This window comes from Desulfitobacterium hafniense DCB-2, assembly GCF_000021925.1.
Taxonomy (GTDB): Bacteria; Bacillota; Desulfitobacteriia; order Desulfitobacteriales; family Desulfitobacteriaceae; genus Desulfitobacterium; species Desulfitobacterium hafniense.
In genome coordinates, this window is sequence record NC_011830.1 from 3,984,094 (window position 1) to 3,997,440 (window position 13,347).

General features: G+C 48.3%; 19 protein-coding genes. All 19 read right to left on the bottom strand.

What is annotated here, in order from left to right; translation table 11 throughout:
* Positions 1-18: 18 nt before the first annotated feature.
* The 19 genes from nuoK to ylxM all read right to left on the bottom strand — a co-directional run bounded on the left by nuoK (position 19) and on the right by ylxM (position 13,168).
* Positions 19-351 carry an NADH-quinone oxidoreductase subunit NuoK gene (gene nuoK / locus DHAF_RS18690; RefSeq protein ID WP_005813222.1) on the bottom strand — a complete coding sequence of 111 codons (333 nt, stop codon included), beginning with the start codon at positions 349-351 and terminating at the stop codon, positions 19-21.
* Positions 348-860 (bottom strand): NADH-quinone oxidoreductase subunit J family protein, encoded by a 513-nt coding sequence (locus DHAF_RS18695; RefSeq protein ID WP_005813221.1) that lies wholly within the window; start codon positions 858-860, stop codon positions 348-350. Before DHAF_RS18695 ends, nuoK begins: the two co-directional genes overlap by 4 nt.
* Positions 857-1,264: a NuoI/complex I 23 kDa subunit family protein gene (locus DHAF_RS18700; protein WP_011460438.1), complete on the bottom strand. Its 408-nt coding sequence runs from the start codon at positions 1,262-1,264 to the stop codon at positions 857-859. Before DHAF_RS18700 ends, DHAF_RS18695 begins: the two co-directional genes overlap by 4 nt.
* A gap of 4 nt (positions 1,265-1,268) precedes the next feature.
* Complete coding sequence (gene nuoH, locus DHAF_RS18705) at positions 1,269-2,324, bottom strand: NADH-quinone oxidoreductase subunit NuoH (RefSeq protein ID WP_005813219.1); 1,056 nt, start codon at positions 2,322-2,324, stop codon at positions 1,269-1,271.
* A gap of 24 nt (positions 2,325-2,348) precedes the next feature.
* On the bottom strand, positions 2,349-3,461 hold the full coding sequence (locus DHAF_RS18710) for an NADH-quinone oxidoreductase subunit D (protein WP_015944760.1): 1,113 nt from the start codon (positions 3,459-3,461) through the stop codon (positions 2,349-2,351).
* 12 nt (positions 3,462-3,473) lie between these two features.
* Positions 3,474-3,965 (bottom strand): NADH-quinone oxidoreductase subunit C, encoded by a 492-nt coding sequence (locus DHAF_RS18715; RefSeq protein ID WP_005813217.1) that lies wholly within the window; start codon positions 3,963-3,965, stop codon positions 3,474-3,476.
* Positions 3,955-4,476, bottom strand: a complete 522-nt coding sequence (locus DHAF_RS18720; protein WP_005813216.1) for a NuoB/complex I 20 kDa subunit family protein — start codon at positions 4,474-4,476, stop codon at positions 3,955-3,957. Before DHAF_RS18720 ends, DHAF_RS18715 begins: the two co-directional genes overlap by 11 nt.
* A complete protein-coding gene (locus tag DHAF_RS18725; RefSeq protein ID WP_011460440.1) occupies positions 4,467-4,823 on the bottom strand; it encodes an NADH-quinone oxidoreductase subunit A in 357 nt (118 codons plus the stop codon). Before DHAF_RS18725 ends, DHAF_RS18720 begins: the two co-directional genes overlap by 10 nt.
* A gap of 124 nt (positions 4,824-4,947) precedes the next feature.
* Positions 4,948-5,730 (bottom strand): ribonuclease HII, encoded by a 783-nt coding sequence (locus tag DHAF_RS18730; RefSeq protein ID WP_015944761.1) that lies wholly within the window; start codon positions 5,728-5,730, stop codon positions 4,948-4,950.
* A 99-nt stretch (positions 5,731-5,829) separates the two neighbouring features.
* Entirely contained in the window at positions 5,830-6,660 is an 831-nt protein-coding gene (gene ylqF / locus DHAF_RS18735) for a ribosome biogenesis GTPase YlqF (RefSeq protein WP_015944762.1), read from the bottom strand.
* 23 nt (positions 6,661-6,683) lie between these two features.
* Positions 6,684-7,196, bottom strand: a complete 513-nt coding sequence (lepB, locus tag DHAF_RS18740; protein WP_011460443.1) for a signal peptidase I — start codon at positions 7,194-7,196, stop codon at positions 6,684-6,686.
* Between the two features lie 436 nt (positions 7,197-7,632).
* Positions 7,633-7,974, bottom strand: coding sequence for a 50S ribosomal protein L19 (gene rplS, locus DHAF_RS18745; protein WP_005813207.1), 342 nt, complete (start codon positions 7,972-7,974; stop codon positions 7,633-7,635).
* Between the two features lie 208 nt (positions 7,975-8,182).
* The gene (locus DHAF_RS18750; RefSeq protein ID WP_005813203.1) at positions 8,183-8,740 is read right to left on the bottom strand and encodes an RNA methyltransferase; all 558 of its coding nucleotides are present in this window, start codon (positions 8,738-8,740) and stop codon (positions 8,183-8,185) included.
* Between the two features lie 12 nt (positions 8,741-8,752).
* Positions 8,753-9,544, bottom strand: a complete 792-nt coding sequence (trmD, locus tag DHAF_RS18755; protein ID WP_015944763.1) for a tRNA (guanosine(37)-N1)-methyltransferase TrmD — start codon at positions 9,542-9,544, stop codon at positions 8,753-8,755.
* On the bottom strand, positions 9,541-10,053 hold the full coding sequence (gene rimM, locus DHAF_RS18760) for a ribosome maturation factor RimM (RefSeq protein WP_015944764.1): 513 nt from the start codon (positions 10,051-10,053) through the stop codon (positions 9,541-9,543). The genes trmD and rimM overlap by 4 nt, the downstream gene beginning before the upstream one ends.
* A 779-nt stretch (positions 10,054-10,832) precedes the next feature.
* Positions 10,833-11,063: a KH domain-containing protein gene (locus DHAF_RS18765; RefSeq protein ID WP_011460446.1), complete on the bottom strand. Its 231-nt coding sequence runs from the start codon at positions 11,061-11,063 to the stop codon at positions 10,833-10,835.
* 22 nt (positions 11,064-11,085) lie between these two features.
* On the bottom strand, positions 11,086-11,352 hold the full coding sequence (gene rpsP, locus DHAF_RS18770) for a 30S ribosomal protein S16 (protein WP_005813195.1): 267 nt from the start codon (positions 11,350-11,352) through the stop codon (positions 11,086-11,088).
* Between the two features lie 59 nt (positions 11,353-11,411).
* Positions 11,412-12,773 carry a signal recognition particle protein gene (gene ffh / locus DHAF_RS18775; RefSeq protein WP_015944765.1) on the bottom strand — a complete coding sequence of 454 codons (1,362 nt, stop codon included), beginning with the start codon at positions 12,771-12,773 and terminating at the stop codon, positions 11,412-11,414.
* A 26-nt stretch (positions 12,774-12,799) separates the two neighbouring features.
* The gene (ylxM, locus tag DHAF_RS18780; protein ID WP_011460448.1) at positions 12,800-13,168 is read right to left on the bottom strand and encodes a YlxM family DNA-binding protein; all 369 of its coding nucleotides are present in this window, start codon (positions 13,166-13,168) and stop codon (positions 12,800-12,802) included.
* Between the last annotated feature and the right edge of the window lie 179 nt (positions 13,169-13,347).

Consider the following 13,347-nt stretch of genomic DNA (forward strand, 5'->3'; position numbering starts at 1 on the left):
TACCTCTCCATAGACTCTCTACCATTTCAACCAGTTGAATTCATCCACATTCGTGGTACGGCGATTGCGATAGATGGCGATAACCAAGGCCAATCCCACGGCAATTTCCGCTGCGGCAACTACGATCACGAAGATGGCCGCTACCTGTCCAATGAGGGGATTTGTCCCGGGATTAGCCCAGGGGGCAAAGCGGCTAAAAGCAATGAAGTTAATATTCACTGCGTTAAGCATCAATTCAATGGACATGAGAATGGCAATGATATTTCGCTTCACGAAAACTCCGTAGAGCCCCAGGCAAAAAAGCATCGCTCCAACCAAAAGATAGGATCCAAGCCCAACGCTTATACTCATTTGCTTTCATGCCCTCCTTTCGCGATAATCACTGCCCCAATCAAGGCTACAGTAATCAGGATGGCCGCCGCTTCAAAGGGCACCATATACCATGACAAGAGCAGTTTGGAGAGTTCTACTGTGGTCCCTCCAGCAAGTGCAGGCATGGCAAGAATCCGCCAGTCACTATTGGTCAGAATAACCAAAGCCAAAACAATGAAGACAAGAGCGCTTACTAAAGCCCCTTGGGTCCATTTTTTGGTGACAGGGCTGCTTTCAGCCACATCGCCCCTTAAGGTCAGCATGACTGCAAAGATCACCATAATCGAAATTGCTCCTGCATAAACGAGAAGTTGAACTGCTGCAAGATACTCAGCATTTAAGAGGACATACAGGACGGCAACCCCGGCAAAGGAAAGAGCCAGGAAAAACGCACTGTGGACAATGTTTTTCGAGGTAACAACTCCCCATGCTGAAGCCACGGCGATTATGGCGAAAATGAAGAACACAATGGTCGCCATAGTACTCATTCGTTGCCCTCCTTCCCATTACGCTTCGAACGCTCAATCATATCCCAATATAAATCTTCAGGATAGAAGACGGAGTTCTCAAACTCCTGGGTCACGGTCAGCGCATTCGTAGGACATGCTTCCGTGCAGAGGCCGCAGAACAAGCAACGCCCTACATCCATGTGATAGGTCTTGAGAACTTTTTTATTGTTCTCATCCTTTTCACTGGTTAAGGTAATGACCTTGTTCGGACAGGCCAAAGCGCATAATGTGCAGGAGATGCACTTATCCGGCTCCAGTCCCATGGAGCTGCGAACGGTCTTGGGAAGATTCGGCATAACCTCAGGATAGAACTCTGTGATATTTGGTCCGAGCATCTTCTTGAGCACGATGCCCATTCCCGTTAATAATCCTTTACCTAACACTCTGTCACCCTCCAATCACGAGCTGATAGATATAAATCCCCAGACCCGTCAACAAGATGTTGAGAAGCGCGAGCGGTAACAAGACCTTCCAGGCCAAATGCATCAAGTGGTCAATCCGAATCCGCGGGAACGTCCAGCGCACCCACATGGAGATAAAGATCAAGAGACCTACTTTTAACCAGAACCAAGCCCAGCCCGGTAAAACACCAGGCCCTTGCCAGCCGCCTAAGAATACGGTAGTTGCCAAGGCACACATGGCGACAAGATTAGCGTACTCACCAAGGTAGAACAATCCCCAGCGCAATCCCGTGTACTCCGTAAAGGGTCCGGCGATGATTTCCTGGTCAGCTTCTAAAAGGTCGAAGGGCGCCCTGTTGACTTCCGCTTGTCCGCATATCAAAAAGATAATAAATGCTATAGGCTGCAAGAAAATAAAGGGCAATGCCGCCTGTGCTTCCACGATTTTCGTCAAGTTAAAGGTCTGAGTCAGCATGACAACCCCAAGAAGTGAGAAAATCAAGGGTATTTCGTAACTGATCATCTGCGCAACGGCGCGCATACCACCCAGCAAGGAATACTTATTGTTGGAGCTCCAGCCTGCCATTAACAAAGCAAGGGTGGAGACGGAGGTAATTCCCAGATAGAAAAACACACCCAGTTCCAGATCGATGACGGTCATAGCATAACCAAATGGAATGATGGTCAAGGTCAAAATGGGAATACCGAAAATAAACATAGGAGCAATCTTAAACATAATCCGATCTGCGTTGGCAGGGGTAAGGTCTTCTTTACCCAGCAGCTTCAGCGCATCGGCAATCGTTTGAAACCATCCCCGTGGACCTAAGCGGTTTGGGCCGGGACGCTGAGATCCCCAACCGGCAATTTTACGTTCGAGAACAATCAGTAAAAGTGCTGAAATGACGATAACCACGATGATCAGGATCATCCCGATTAAGGTCATGGTCAAGTCTGCCCAAAGCGAATACGGATCCGCAAACAACCCGCGGATGGCAGCCGCAATATTTTTTGGCAACTCATTTAACGCACGTATAGCTTCCATCTTCTTCTCCCCTCATTGAGAGTATTACTTATCCACTTCACCGAGCACTGCATCCAAGGATGCAAAGCTTGCGATAAGATCCTGGATATAGGTGCCCACACCGATTTCATTTAAGCATTGAAGATTGACGAAGGCACCGGCCCGAATCTTAACCCGCTCAGGTTTCGGCGTTCCGTTGCTGACGATATAGAAACCGAGTTCGCCTTTGGGGTTTTCCACACGATGATACACTTCACCGGCCGGTGGTTTAATAATTTTAGGCACCTTCGCCATAATCGGGCCCTCAGGGATATCCCTCACCGCTTGACGAATGATCTTAAGGCTTTCGTTCATCTCCATGAAACGGATCAGATTGCGATCATAGGTATCACAGCCGTAAAGCACAGGAACTTCAAAATCAAAACGATCATAAATCCCGTAAGGCTCAGCTTTCCGAACGTCATACTGAACGCCGGAGGCCCGTAAAGCCGGACCTGTGATGCAAAGGTTTTCCGCAACCTCTTTGGAGAGGATCCCTACCTTCTTCATCCGCGCCTGAGCAATCTCATTGCCCATATAGATATTGAAATACTCTTCCAATTTCTCGGGCATATCGTCCAGGAAGGATTCCAAAGCAGGCCAGAATTCTGCGGGAGGTTCTGCGCTGACGCCGCCGATGCGCATGCAATTCACGGTCAAACGGCTGCCTGACATCATTTCAAACAGATCAAGAATTCTCTCCCGATCCCGGAAAGGATATCCCCAAGCCGTCCATCCTGCCATATCCAAGGCGGCGCTGGCAATGAACACTTGGTGGCTGGCGAAGCGGGCCAGTTCAGCTAAGATAATTCTAAGGTATTCCGCTCTCTCGGGAATCTCCAGGCCCATCAATTTTTCCACAGTTTGGACATAAGCCAGATTATTATGAGGTGAAGCAAGATAATCCAAACGATCGGTATAAGGAATAAATTGCGGATAGGTACGGCTTTCTGCGATCTTTTCCAATCCGCGGTGCAGATAGCCGATTTTGGGTTCAATTCCGGTTACTGTTTCTCCTTGTAGACGAACCACCATACGAAATACGCCGTGCATACTCGGATGTTGAGGGCCCATGTTTAAAAGGAGTTCTTCCGTTCCTTCATTGTATAAATCAGTCATGGCTCTACCCCCTTAATCATCTTCCCTGCGCACACGCATAACATTTCGAACTTCTGCAGGCTCTGTGACATAATCTTTGCGCAGCGGGAACCCTTCGAAGTCATCCCACATATAAATCCGTTTCAGATTGGGATGTCCTTTGAATTGAATACCAAACATATCATAGGCTTCCCGTTCCATGAAATCGGCACCTGCCCAAATACGGGTTACGGAATCAATCACCGGGTTGTCGCGGTCGACAATCGCTTTGACTCTCAGCTTTTGGGGTCCGCGCAAGCTTGTCAATTGATAGACCACTTGGAAATGATCCAGCTTATCCACGCCCCCAATGTCGTGGAGAAAGTCACAAGGCACTTCTCCGAAGCTTTTAACCGCAGTCAAAGTTTCCGTAATATAAGGCGCCTTGACGGTAAGCACTAAGGTGTCAAGAATCTCTTCAACAGTTCCGCTGACGCGGGATGCTAACTCATCCACACGTTTTTTTAATAATTCATTATTTCCCATGTTTCAATAACCTCACCTTATCTGGGTGATTCACTTTATGTTGAAGTTGAAGCAACCCATATACTAAGGATTCCGGCCGTGGAGGGCAGCCGGGAATATAGACATCGACGGGGACTATTTTGTCCACACCTGTCAACATGGAATAGGAATCCGCAAAAGGGCCGCCTGCACTGGCACAGCTGCCCATAGCAATAACCCATTTCGGCTCAGGCATCTGGTCGTAAATCATCCGCAGCAGAGGAGCCATTTTGCGAGTACATGTTCCAGCGACAATCATGACATCGGCATGGCGAGGTGACGCCCGGAAGACCTCATACCCAAAACGAGAGATGTCAACACGCGGACCACCTGCAGCCATCATTTCGATAGCACAGCAAGCTAAACCGAAGGTTACCGGCCAAAAAGAATGCCCCCGACCCCAGTTGAGAACTTTATCAATACTGGTGAGCAGCACATTTTTTTCCATAAGAGCTTCGGCTTCGCGGAGTTCTTTCTCTTTTGCTACATCCACTCTAATGCACCTTCCTTCCAAGCATACCAGAAACCAACTAAAAGAATGACAATGAATACGAACATTTCAATAAAAGCGAAGGTTCCCAGTTGGCGGAACGACAACGCCCACGGAAACAGGAATACCGTTTCTACGTCAAAGGCCGTAAAAACAAGGGCATAAAGAAAATAATTGCTTTTGAAGCCTAACCAAGTACGTCCAATGGTTTGGTTACCACCTTCATAGGGTGTTAACTTTTCAGGAACCGGTTTTTTCGGAGCTAAGAGTTTTGGCATCAACATCATAATTAAGTTGATGGCAATTGCCACCACAAGAGCAATCCCCACAGCAGCAAAATTATCAGACATCTTCCTACCTCCCTTCATAAAAAAAATTGTGTTTCCCATAAACCAAACCCATTGTGCCATATTTGTTTATGAATAGTCAACAATTATGTATGTCTAATATCTTGAATGCCAATTATAAATATTTTCAAACAATATCCAGTTGCTGTTGAACGGGAGCAAAGCTTCGGCGATGAATCGGACTCACTCCATGGCGGCGCAGAGCCATCAGATGTTCCCGGGTACCATAACCCTTGTTCTTGGCAAATCCATACTCAGGATAAAGTTTGTCCAGTTCACCCATTAAATGATCCCTGGAGACCTTGGCCAAAATGGATGCGGCTGCGATACTGGCACTTAAAGCATCGCCATCGATGATGCCTTTTTGGGGTATCTTGAGACTGGGTAATTCCAAAGCATCAATCAGTAAAAAATGGGGACGCACTTTTAAGCCCTCTACAGCTCTCTTCATGGCCAATTTGGTAGCCTGAAGTATATTCAAACCATCGATCTCAGCAGGTTCCGCACTGCCGACAGCATAGCCGATAGCCTGCTCTTTGATCTGTTGGAACAGTTTTTCCCGTTTGCTCTCCGTCAATTTTTTGGAATCGTTAAGCCCGGGTAAATTAAATTTGGCGGGAAGAATACAGGTAGCCGCCACGACGGGACCTGCCAAAGGTCCCCTCCCCGCTTCATCAATTCCGGCAATATGTAGATACCCGTTGAGCCATAGTTGTTTTTCTTCCCTTAACAGGGCTTCGATACGTTCTGCTTCCACCAGGCGGGCTTCCCATTCCTTATAATAACGAACAATCAGATTCTGTATCCCAAGGCGCTCGTCCTGAGCACAGGCTTTAAGAAATTCCTCCGAAGGTTCAGTATTAAGAACCTCGCTCACCTCACGGATACTCATTCGAGATATTCCCTTCAACGTATGCTCCTCTTTCCTACTCTCTCTTTTACTGGAATCCTGACGATTCACAAAACAAACCTGAAATTTAAATCAACTCTCATTTGAGATTATTATAAGCTATTTCACTGTGTGATCCAAAGTGAATTTTCCTAATGAACCTGCCCGGAATTCCCTTAGGAAGATCTGAGCTGCTTTCAAGATATCCACTTGTCCCCCTTTAACCAAGCAGCCTCTCTTTCGTCCAATACCCTCCAGATCCAGGTTTTGAACATCTTCAGTATACCGGGTTAAAGCCTCCGGATAATTTTCCTTGAGCTGCTCCAGTACCCAGAGGGACAGTTCTTCAAGATTGAGCACTTCATCCCGGATAGCACCTACGGCCCCCAGCTTTTTGCCCACTTCAGGATCTTCAAACTTTGGCCAAAGCAACCCCGGTGTATCCAGCAACTCCACTCGCTCATGAATGCGAATCCACTGATTGCCCCGGGTCACCCCCGGTTTATTGCCTGTCTTAGCTTTTGCACTTCCAATAAGATTATTCACCAGGGAGGACTTTCCACAATTAGGTATACCCACGATCATCACCCGGATGCTGCGGGCACGAATTCCTTTGGCCGTCCATTTTTCTATCTTATGGGCCATGAGCCGCTCGACTTCGGGAACAATTTTGCCTACTCCGGCACCGCTGGTTGCGCTTACCGCCAAGACGGGATTGGATTGACGAAGTTTACGTGTCCAGATCTCTGTCCAGTAAGGATCAGCCAAATCCACCTTGTTCAGGATAATTATTTTCGGCTTATCCCCCAACATCTCCTGCAGCAGAGGGTTTCTGCTGCTTTCCGGTAAACGGGCATCCCCTAATTCGATGACCACATCCACCCAACGCAGCTGTTCCAACAACAACCGTTTTGCTTTGGCCATATGGCCAGGAAACCACTGAATACTCAACGAAACACCTTCTTATCTACCCTTTACCAAAAGAACTTAATTCTTTGGAAGGGACTATAAACAAACCATGCTTTCCCAATGATATAACTTCTGGGTAGAACCCCCCATTCTCTTGAATCGCCGCTCTCCCGACGGTTGTCGCCCAAAACAAAGATATTTTCAGCAGGGATGGTTTCAGGTTCAAAGGGTGAATAATCCCCTTGCTTCAGATAGGGCTCCTGAATCAGCGAGCCGTTGACATAAACCTGATTGCCCTTGAGCTCAACAGTCTCACCATCCACAGCAATAACCCGTTTGACAAAGGTGCGGCTGGTATCTTTCGGATAAGCAAAAACCACAATATCGCCCCGGGTGGGGGTTCCGTATTGGTAAGCAAAACGATTCACGAGAATTCTATCCCCTGGAACCAAAGTCGGCTCCATGGAATTTGAAGAAATAGTATAGGGCTGAAGTACAAACAAACGTAAAAGAGCAGCACAAACGACCACTGCTGCCAGGACCCAGATTAACCATCCGATTCTTGTCTTATGCTTCACCGTATTTCTCCTCCCTGTTTCAAACTCTACACGAATGTAGTGGCGCGTTCACTTTCAGCTGAATGACCCAGGATGAATTTTCAGTCTGCAAGGCGAAGAAGTGAGGCATAGTGGTGCTACGCCGATTACGACAACGCGGCAGATGGAAATTCAGACAAGTCATTAAGCGAAACGTGAGCGTGTCGCTACACTAGTATGAGCAGAAATTTTGAGGAGCATACAGCATTTTTCAAGACAAAGAAAACCCGACTTCACCCGAAGACAAGGCTATCGCACTTGTTTGCTTTTTAATCACCCATCCAGGAAGGTGAAGTCGTTGGTTGCACTTATGCCGGATGAAAGTATGCAAGGTCGTTATACTTTCTGACCGTGCAAAAAAAGCGAAGGGGATTTTGTATATAATAAAAGGGCCGGATAGCTCCAGCCCATCTTATTGCTAGCGACGGTCGCGAATCCGCGCTGCTTTACCTGAAAGTTCACGTAGGTAGTAGAGTTTGGCACGGCGTACGATACCGCGGCGTATTACCTCAATGCGGTCAATGCGAGGAGAATGCAGCGGGAAAGTCCGCTCTACTCCTACACCATAAGTTACCCGACGCACGGTGAAAGTCCGGCGCAGACCGCCGCCTTTCATCTTGATGACAACCCCTTCGAAAGCCTGAATACGTTCCCGGGTACCCTCGACAACCTTAACGTGGACACGTACGGTATCTCCAGGACGGAAGGCAGGAAGATCTTTTTTCATTTGTTCTTCTTCAATCATGCGAATAAAATCCATTATTGATTCCCCCCTTCCTTGCCTAGATGTTCATACACTGAGCTGGTGTTTCATCACCAAGCTTTTCACAGTGAGCGGACCATCCGTTTTACCGTGATATTGTATCACAAACAATAAGCTGAGTGCAACTTTAAAAATTAAAAAAATGTCCGGGTCGTGTAGTTTTCATACAACACTCACTCCATAGCTCCGAGGCTGGTCAGTTCGCTTAATGCCCTCTTAAGCGATCTAAAATAATGGCCGCTGCCGAGCGGACGGAAAGATGATTCCATTCTCCGGGCCCATAGATCGGTTCCAGAATGATATCGCACTCTTCCATAACTTCCCTGAGCAGGCCCCAACCTGTGCCAAAGAGCAGCAGCAACGGCTCTTCCCCATTTTCGATTTTATCCCGTACGGCGGCATAGCCTAAGGTATGGGGATATCTCCGGGCATCCGTGGCTATCTTCAAAGGCCTTCTCCCTTGCTCCTTAAAAATCTCCTCTTCAACCTCGGCAAGCTCACTGGCTAATTTAACCCGGGCAAAGGCTTCCTGGCGATTGGGATTATATTCGGCACCAAAGCCTTCCTGCCAGTAGCCCATTATCCGTTGAGCCAAGGCTCTTTGGGCTTCAGCAGGATGGACAATATAGTAGCGTTTCACTCCGTATGTGGTAGTGCTGCGAGCGATATCGTGAATGTCCAGATTGGTGATGGAGGTGGCGATGGTTTCCATATTTTTATTGTAGACCGGTGCATGAAGCAATGCCACATACAGATCCCCCATAATGGCTCCTCCTTATCGGCGTTTTTTGGGCTTAGGCCTTAAATGTTCCCAGCGTGAGCGCTCTTGTGCCAGCTCAGGATGTTCTTGAATCAGTTCTTCCAATAAATTGAAATCGCTCGCTTGAAATTCAACCTTAGCGAACAAATCAGGACGCTTTAAGAAAGTACGGCGCAGGGATTCCTTTCTGCGCCACTCTTCAATACGCCGGTGATGGCCGGATAAAAGAACATCCGGTACCTCCATCCCCTCAAATACAGGGGGACGGGTATAGTGAGGGTATTCCAAAAGCCCTCCGCTATGAGAATCTTCCTCAGCGGAGGCTTTTTCTCCCAGAACACCGGGCAATAAACGAGCTACGGCATCCATCATCACCATGGCTGCCAGCTCTCCTCCGGTAAGAACAAAATCCCCTAAAGACACTTCTTCATCAGCAAGACTGCGGGTGCGTTCGTCAAAGCCTTCATAGTGACCGCAAATAAAGACCAGTTCATCCCAGCGGCTCCATTCTTCGGCCTTCCGCTGTTGAAACACTTCCCCTTGAGGAGAAAGCAGCACAATCCGCCGCCGGCCAGGGCTGGGCGGCAAGTCCCGCAGTGCCGCAAAGAGGGGCTCAGGTTTGAGTACCATGCCCGCTCCTCCCCCATAAGGAACATCATCCACATTCTTATGCTTGCTGGCAGCGTAATCCCGGAAATTAATTAAACTTACCTCAATGAGCTGTGCTGCTTGAGCCCGTTTTAAAATACTCTCATGAACGGGGGCAAACATCTCCGGAAACAGGGTTAATACAGTGAACTTCATCATCGTAGTTCTTCACCATCGATGAGTCCAGGGGGCAGCTCCACATCCATCCGCTTCCCGGCTACATCCACATGCTTCACCACTGTCTTCAAAGCCGGCACACAGATCTCCCCTTGATCCCCCTTGACCAGATAGACATCATTGGCCCCCGTCTGTATCACCTGAGCCAAAGTCCCCAGTAGCACATCTCCTTCATAGACCTGCATGCCCTCCAGTTCGAAGTAATACCAGCCTTCCTTAAGCGGCGGGACCTGGTCCCGATCCGCTTTGACCGCCCATCCTCTGATGGCTTCCGCCTCATCTCTGGTATTAATCCCTTCCAAAGTCAGATACACTTCCGATTGATGGACATTGGCATGAAGAACCTTAAGGCGACGCTGTTCCTGATTCTGCACCAGGATCACTTCCTTAAGCTTTCGGAACCGCTTGGGATTATCTGTAATGGGATAGACTTTGATTTCCCCCTGGACTCCATGGGGCTTTATGACTTCACCGATTAAGACCTCATCCATAGAACATTGCTCCTTTTTTGAGGAAAGTACTTTAAAATGCCCGCGAGCTGATTCTCCAGGATTTTGCTTTACGTCGTTCGCTCCATAAGCTGCGCGGACAAAACTAACGCTCAAGCCCTCCGCTCCGTCGGGTGCCCGGCCAAATCGCTCCTGCTCAATGGCCGGTTGGAAACGTCCTGTTTCCAACCCGACTCCGCTGCGGGCTTTTCGCGAAGTTTTGTTTCCGCTCGCTTAAATTCGCTCACATCTGTAAAGCAAAATCCTTGGGCTGCTTCTCGGGATTGAGTGGGCAGGGCGTTGTAGGTTCTTAGCTTAGTCTGCTTTCCTGCCTGAGCAGGTGTTATCGGCCCTTCTCCTAGCCATTCTGTTAGTCTTGCCGACGCCGCTTGCGGCATGGTCGGCGATTCGCTCTGGAGAAGGCATAGACTAAGCCTCAAAGGAAAACCAAAGCAAGACCCGCGAAGTGTAGCTTTAGGCACAAAAGGGAACGGATTTAGCGGAGGGGCGGTCAGGTAAACGAAGTTTTCTTAACTTAGACGAGCCACTGGTTCACATCAGGTGTTACCCAGAGGTTTGGCTCGGCTGTTAAGAAAGCGAGTGAACCAGCCCTGGAGCTATAAAGTGACCGTTGTGCGTAAAGCTACACAACCCGAGCAAAGCTTAAGCGATACCGCCCGGGCAGGCGTTCCCCCTCTTACAGATCCTGCAAAACGAGCATGCAAGCCCGGACACTTACAAGCACCTAACGTCAAAAAGGGCTTAAAGCCCTTCTCAACACATCACTGATCAATGTCAACATGCACTCTGCGGCCATCTTTGACTGCAGCAGCTTTTACTAACGTACGTATAGCGTTAGCAATTCTTCCCTGCTTACCAATCACTTTGCCCATATCCTCCGGAGCAACGGTGAGCTGCAGGTGAACGGATTTCTCCGTTTCCGATTGAGCAACCAGAACTTGCTCCGGGTGATCGACTAAAGCTTTCGCAAGGACCTCTACGAGTTCCTTCACAGGAGCACCCCCAATAATCCAATTACTTCTTGGACTCATGGTACTTAGCCAGAACCCCAGCCTTGCGAAGAAGAGACTTCGCTGTATCTGAAGGTTGAGCACCAGTTGCTAACCATTTCATTGCTTTTTCTTCATCAATGTTCAGGACTTCCGGTTGTTTCGTAGGATCATAGAAGCCGATTTCCTCAATGAAACGACCATCGCGTGGAGCATTGGAATCCGCAACGATTAAACGATAGAAAGGATTCTTCTTAGCACCCATGCGGCGAAGACGAATTTTTGTTGCCATGTTTTTCACCTCCTCACCAGGATACTTATCACCTTGCGGAAGATAAGCGAACTAGAAAATTATTTGAAAGGGAAAGGCAAACCTAATTTCTTCCCTTTTTTACCCTTTTTGCCCTTGCCCATCATCCCCATACCTGAACCGCCGGCAAACTGTTTCATCATCTTTTGCATCTGCTCGAACTGCTTCAGCAAACGCCCTACCTCCTGAACGCTGGTCCCGCTGCCTTTGGCGATGCGACGCTTTCTGGAATCCTTGATCAAGGCGGGCTTTCTGCGCTCTTCGGCAGTCATGGAATGAATAATGGCTTCCACATGGGCCATATCTTTTTCATCGACCTGGACATCCTTCATCTGCTTGCCAACGCCGGGGATCATTTCCAGCAGAGAATTTAAGGGCCCCATCTTTTTAAGCTGCTGCATCTGATCCAGGAAATCATCCAGGGTAAATTCCTGCTTGCGCAGCTTCTGCTCCATTTCCCGGGCCTGCTTCTCGTCAAAGGCTTCCTGGGCCTTTTCGATCAGGGTCAGGACATCCCCCATTCCCAAAATACGGGAGGCCATCCGTTCCGGGAAAAAGGGCTCAATAGCATCCATCTTTTCCCCGACACCGGCAAATTTAATAGGGCAGCCGGTTACGGCCTTCACGGAGAGGGCAGCCCCGCCCCGGGTATCTCCATCCAGCTTGGTCAGGATGATGCCATCAACCCCCAGCTCGTTATGGAAGCTTTCCGCTACATTCACAGCATCCTGCCCGGTCATGGCATCCACCACCAGCAGGATTTCATGGGGCTTCACTGCGGTCTTAATCTCTCGGAGTTCTCCCATAAGCTCTTCATTGATATGCAGGCGGCCTGCCGTATCGATGATGACCACATCCAGGCCCTGGCTGTTGGCATGCTGAAGGCTGGCGGCGGCGATCTTTACCGGGTTTTCCTGGCCTAAGGAAAACACAGGCACCTTGATCTGTTCACCGAGGACTTCCAGCTGTTTGATGGCTGCCGGACGATAAATATCGCAGGCGACCAAGAGGGGATGTTTGCCTTGCTTCTTCAGCATATTAGCCAGCTTGGCACCATGGGTTGTCTTACCGGCTCCTTGCAAGCCCACCAGCATAATGACTGTAGGAGGCTTCGAGGAAATATTTATCTTGCTGGAAACGCCGCCCATTAAGGCGACCATTTCCTCATTAACAATTTTGATCACCTGCTGTCCAGGGGAAAGAGATTCGAGAACCTCCTGTCCAATGGAACGTTCCTTGACTTTGGCGACAAAATCCTTAACCACCTTAAAGTTCACATCAGCTTCCAATAAGGCCATACGGACTTCCCGCATCGCTTCATTGACATCCGCCTCAGTGAGCTTGCCTTTGCTCTTTAACCGCTTGAATGTTTCTTGTAATTTTTCACTTAGACCTTGAAACATACCAGCCCTCACTTTCCGGACTCAACCTAAGAAGCTTCAATATCCCGATATATTTCATCAATTTTTTGACTTATGGATTGATGCCGTTCCCAGGCTTTCTCGTTGGAAAAATCCTTTTGCTCGAATTCCTGCACTAATTGGTGAACTTCGGATAATTTATGCTGCTCGTCGGCAAAGCGGCGAATCAGCCCCAGCTTATCCTCATACCCTTGCAGGATCTTTTCCGTCCTCTTCAACAAGTCATATACTGCTTGCCGGCTGATCTTCTCAAGATCAGCAATCTCCACCAGGGAAAAATCCTGTTCATAATGGAGATCCCAGATCCTCCCCTGCTTGGGAGTTAAAAGAGGACCATAAAAATCCGCCAGTAATGCCATTTTTGCAAATCGTTCCAATGCAAAAAGCCTCCCGTAAAGGATTTTTACTTTACTGCGCTATTTTAGGGCATATTCATCAGTTTGTCAAGTAATTTTACTTTCCTACACTATACCACTTGCCTTTCCTGTTTTAAGAACACTGCACTTGTATTCACATATATTAATGAAGGAAAAATTATATTTTATAGAATTTAAAA

What these genes read in the sequence shown, in the direction of transcription:
- trmD (WP_015944763.1), bottom strand. Translation starts at nt 9,544, where the DNA reads ATGATGAAGTTCACTGTATTAACCCTGTTTCCGGAGATGTTTGCCCCC.
- ffh (WP_015944765.1), bottom strand. Translation starts at nt 12,773, where the DNA reads ATGTTTCAAGGTCTAAGTGAAAAATTACAAGAAACATTCAAGCGGTTA.
- DHAF_RS18750 (WP_005813203.1), bottom strand. Translation starts at nt 8,740, where the DNA reads ATGGGGGATCTGTATGTGGCATTGCTTCATGCACCGGTCTACAATAAA.
- rpsP (WP_005813195.1), bottom strand. Translation starts at nt 11,352, where the DNA reads ATGGCAACAAAAATTCGTCTTCGCCGCATGGGTGCTAAGAAGAATCCT.
- nuoK (WP_005813222.1), bottom strand. Translation starts at nt 351, where the DNA reads ATGAGTATAAGCGTTGGGCTTGGATCCTATCTTTTGGTTGGAGCGATG.
- rplS (WP_005813207.1), bottom strand. Translation starts at nt 7,974, where the DNA reads ATGGATTTTATTCGCATGATTGAAGAAGAACAAATGAAAAAAGATCTT.
- DHAF_RS18725 (WP_011460440.1), bottom strand. Translation starts at nt 4,823, where the DNA reads ATGTCTGATAATTTTGCTGCTGTGGGGATTGCTCTTGTGGTGGCAATT.
- DHAF_RS18710 (WP_015944760.1), bottom strand. Translation starts at nt 3,461, where the DNA reads ATGACTGATTTATACAATGAAGGAACGGAAGAACTCCTTTTAAACATG.
- DHAF_RS18695 (WP_005813221.1), bottom strand. Translation starts at nt 860, where the DNA reads ATGAGTACTATGGCGACCATTGTGTTCTTCATTTTCGCCATAATCGCC.
- nuoH (WP_005813219.1), bottom strand. Translation starts at nt 2,324, where the DNA reads ATGGAAGCTATACGTGCGTTAAATGAGTTGCCAAAAAATATTGCGGCT.
- DHAF_RS18715 (WP_005813217.1), bottom strand. Translation starts at nt 3,965, where the DNA reads ATGGGAAATAATGAATTATTAAAAAAACGTGTGGATGAGTTAGCATCC.
- rimM (WP_015944764.1), bottom strand. Translation starts at nt 10,053, where the DNA reads ATGGATGAGGTCTTAATCGGTGAAGTCATAAAGCCCCATGGAGTCCAG.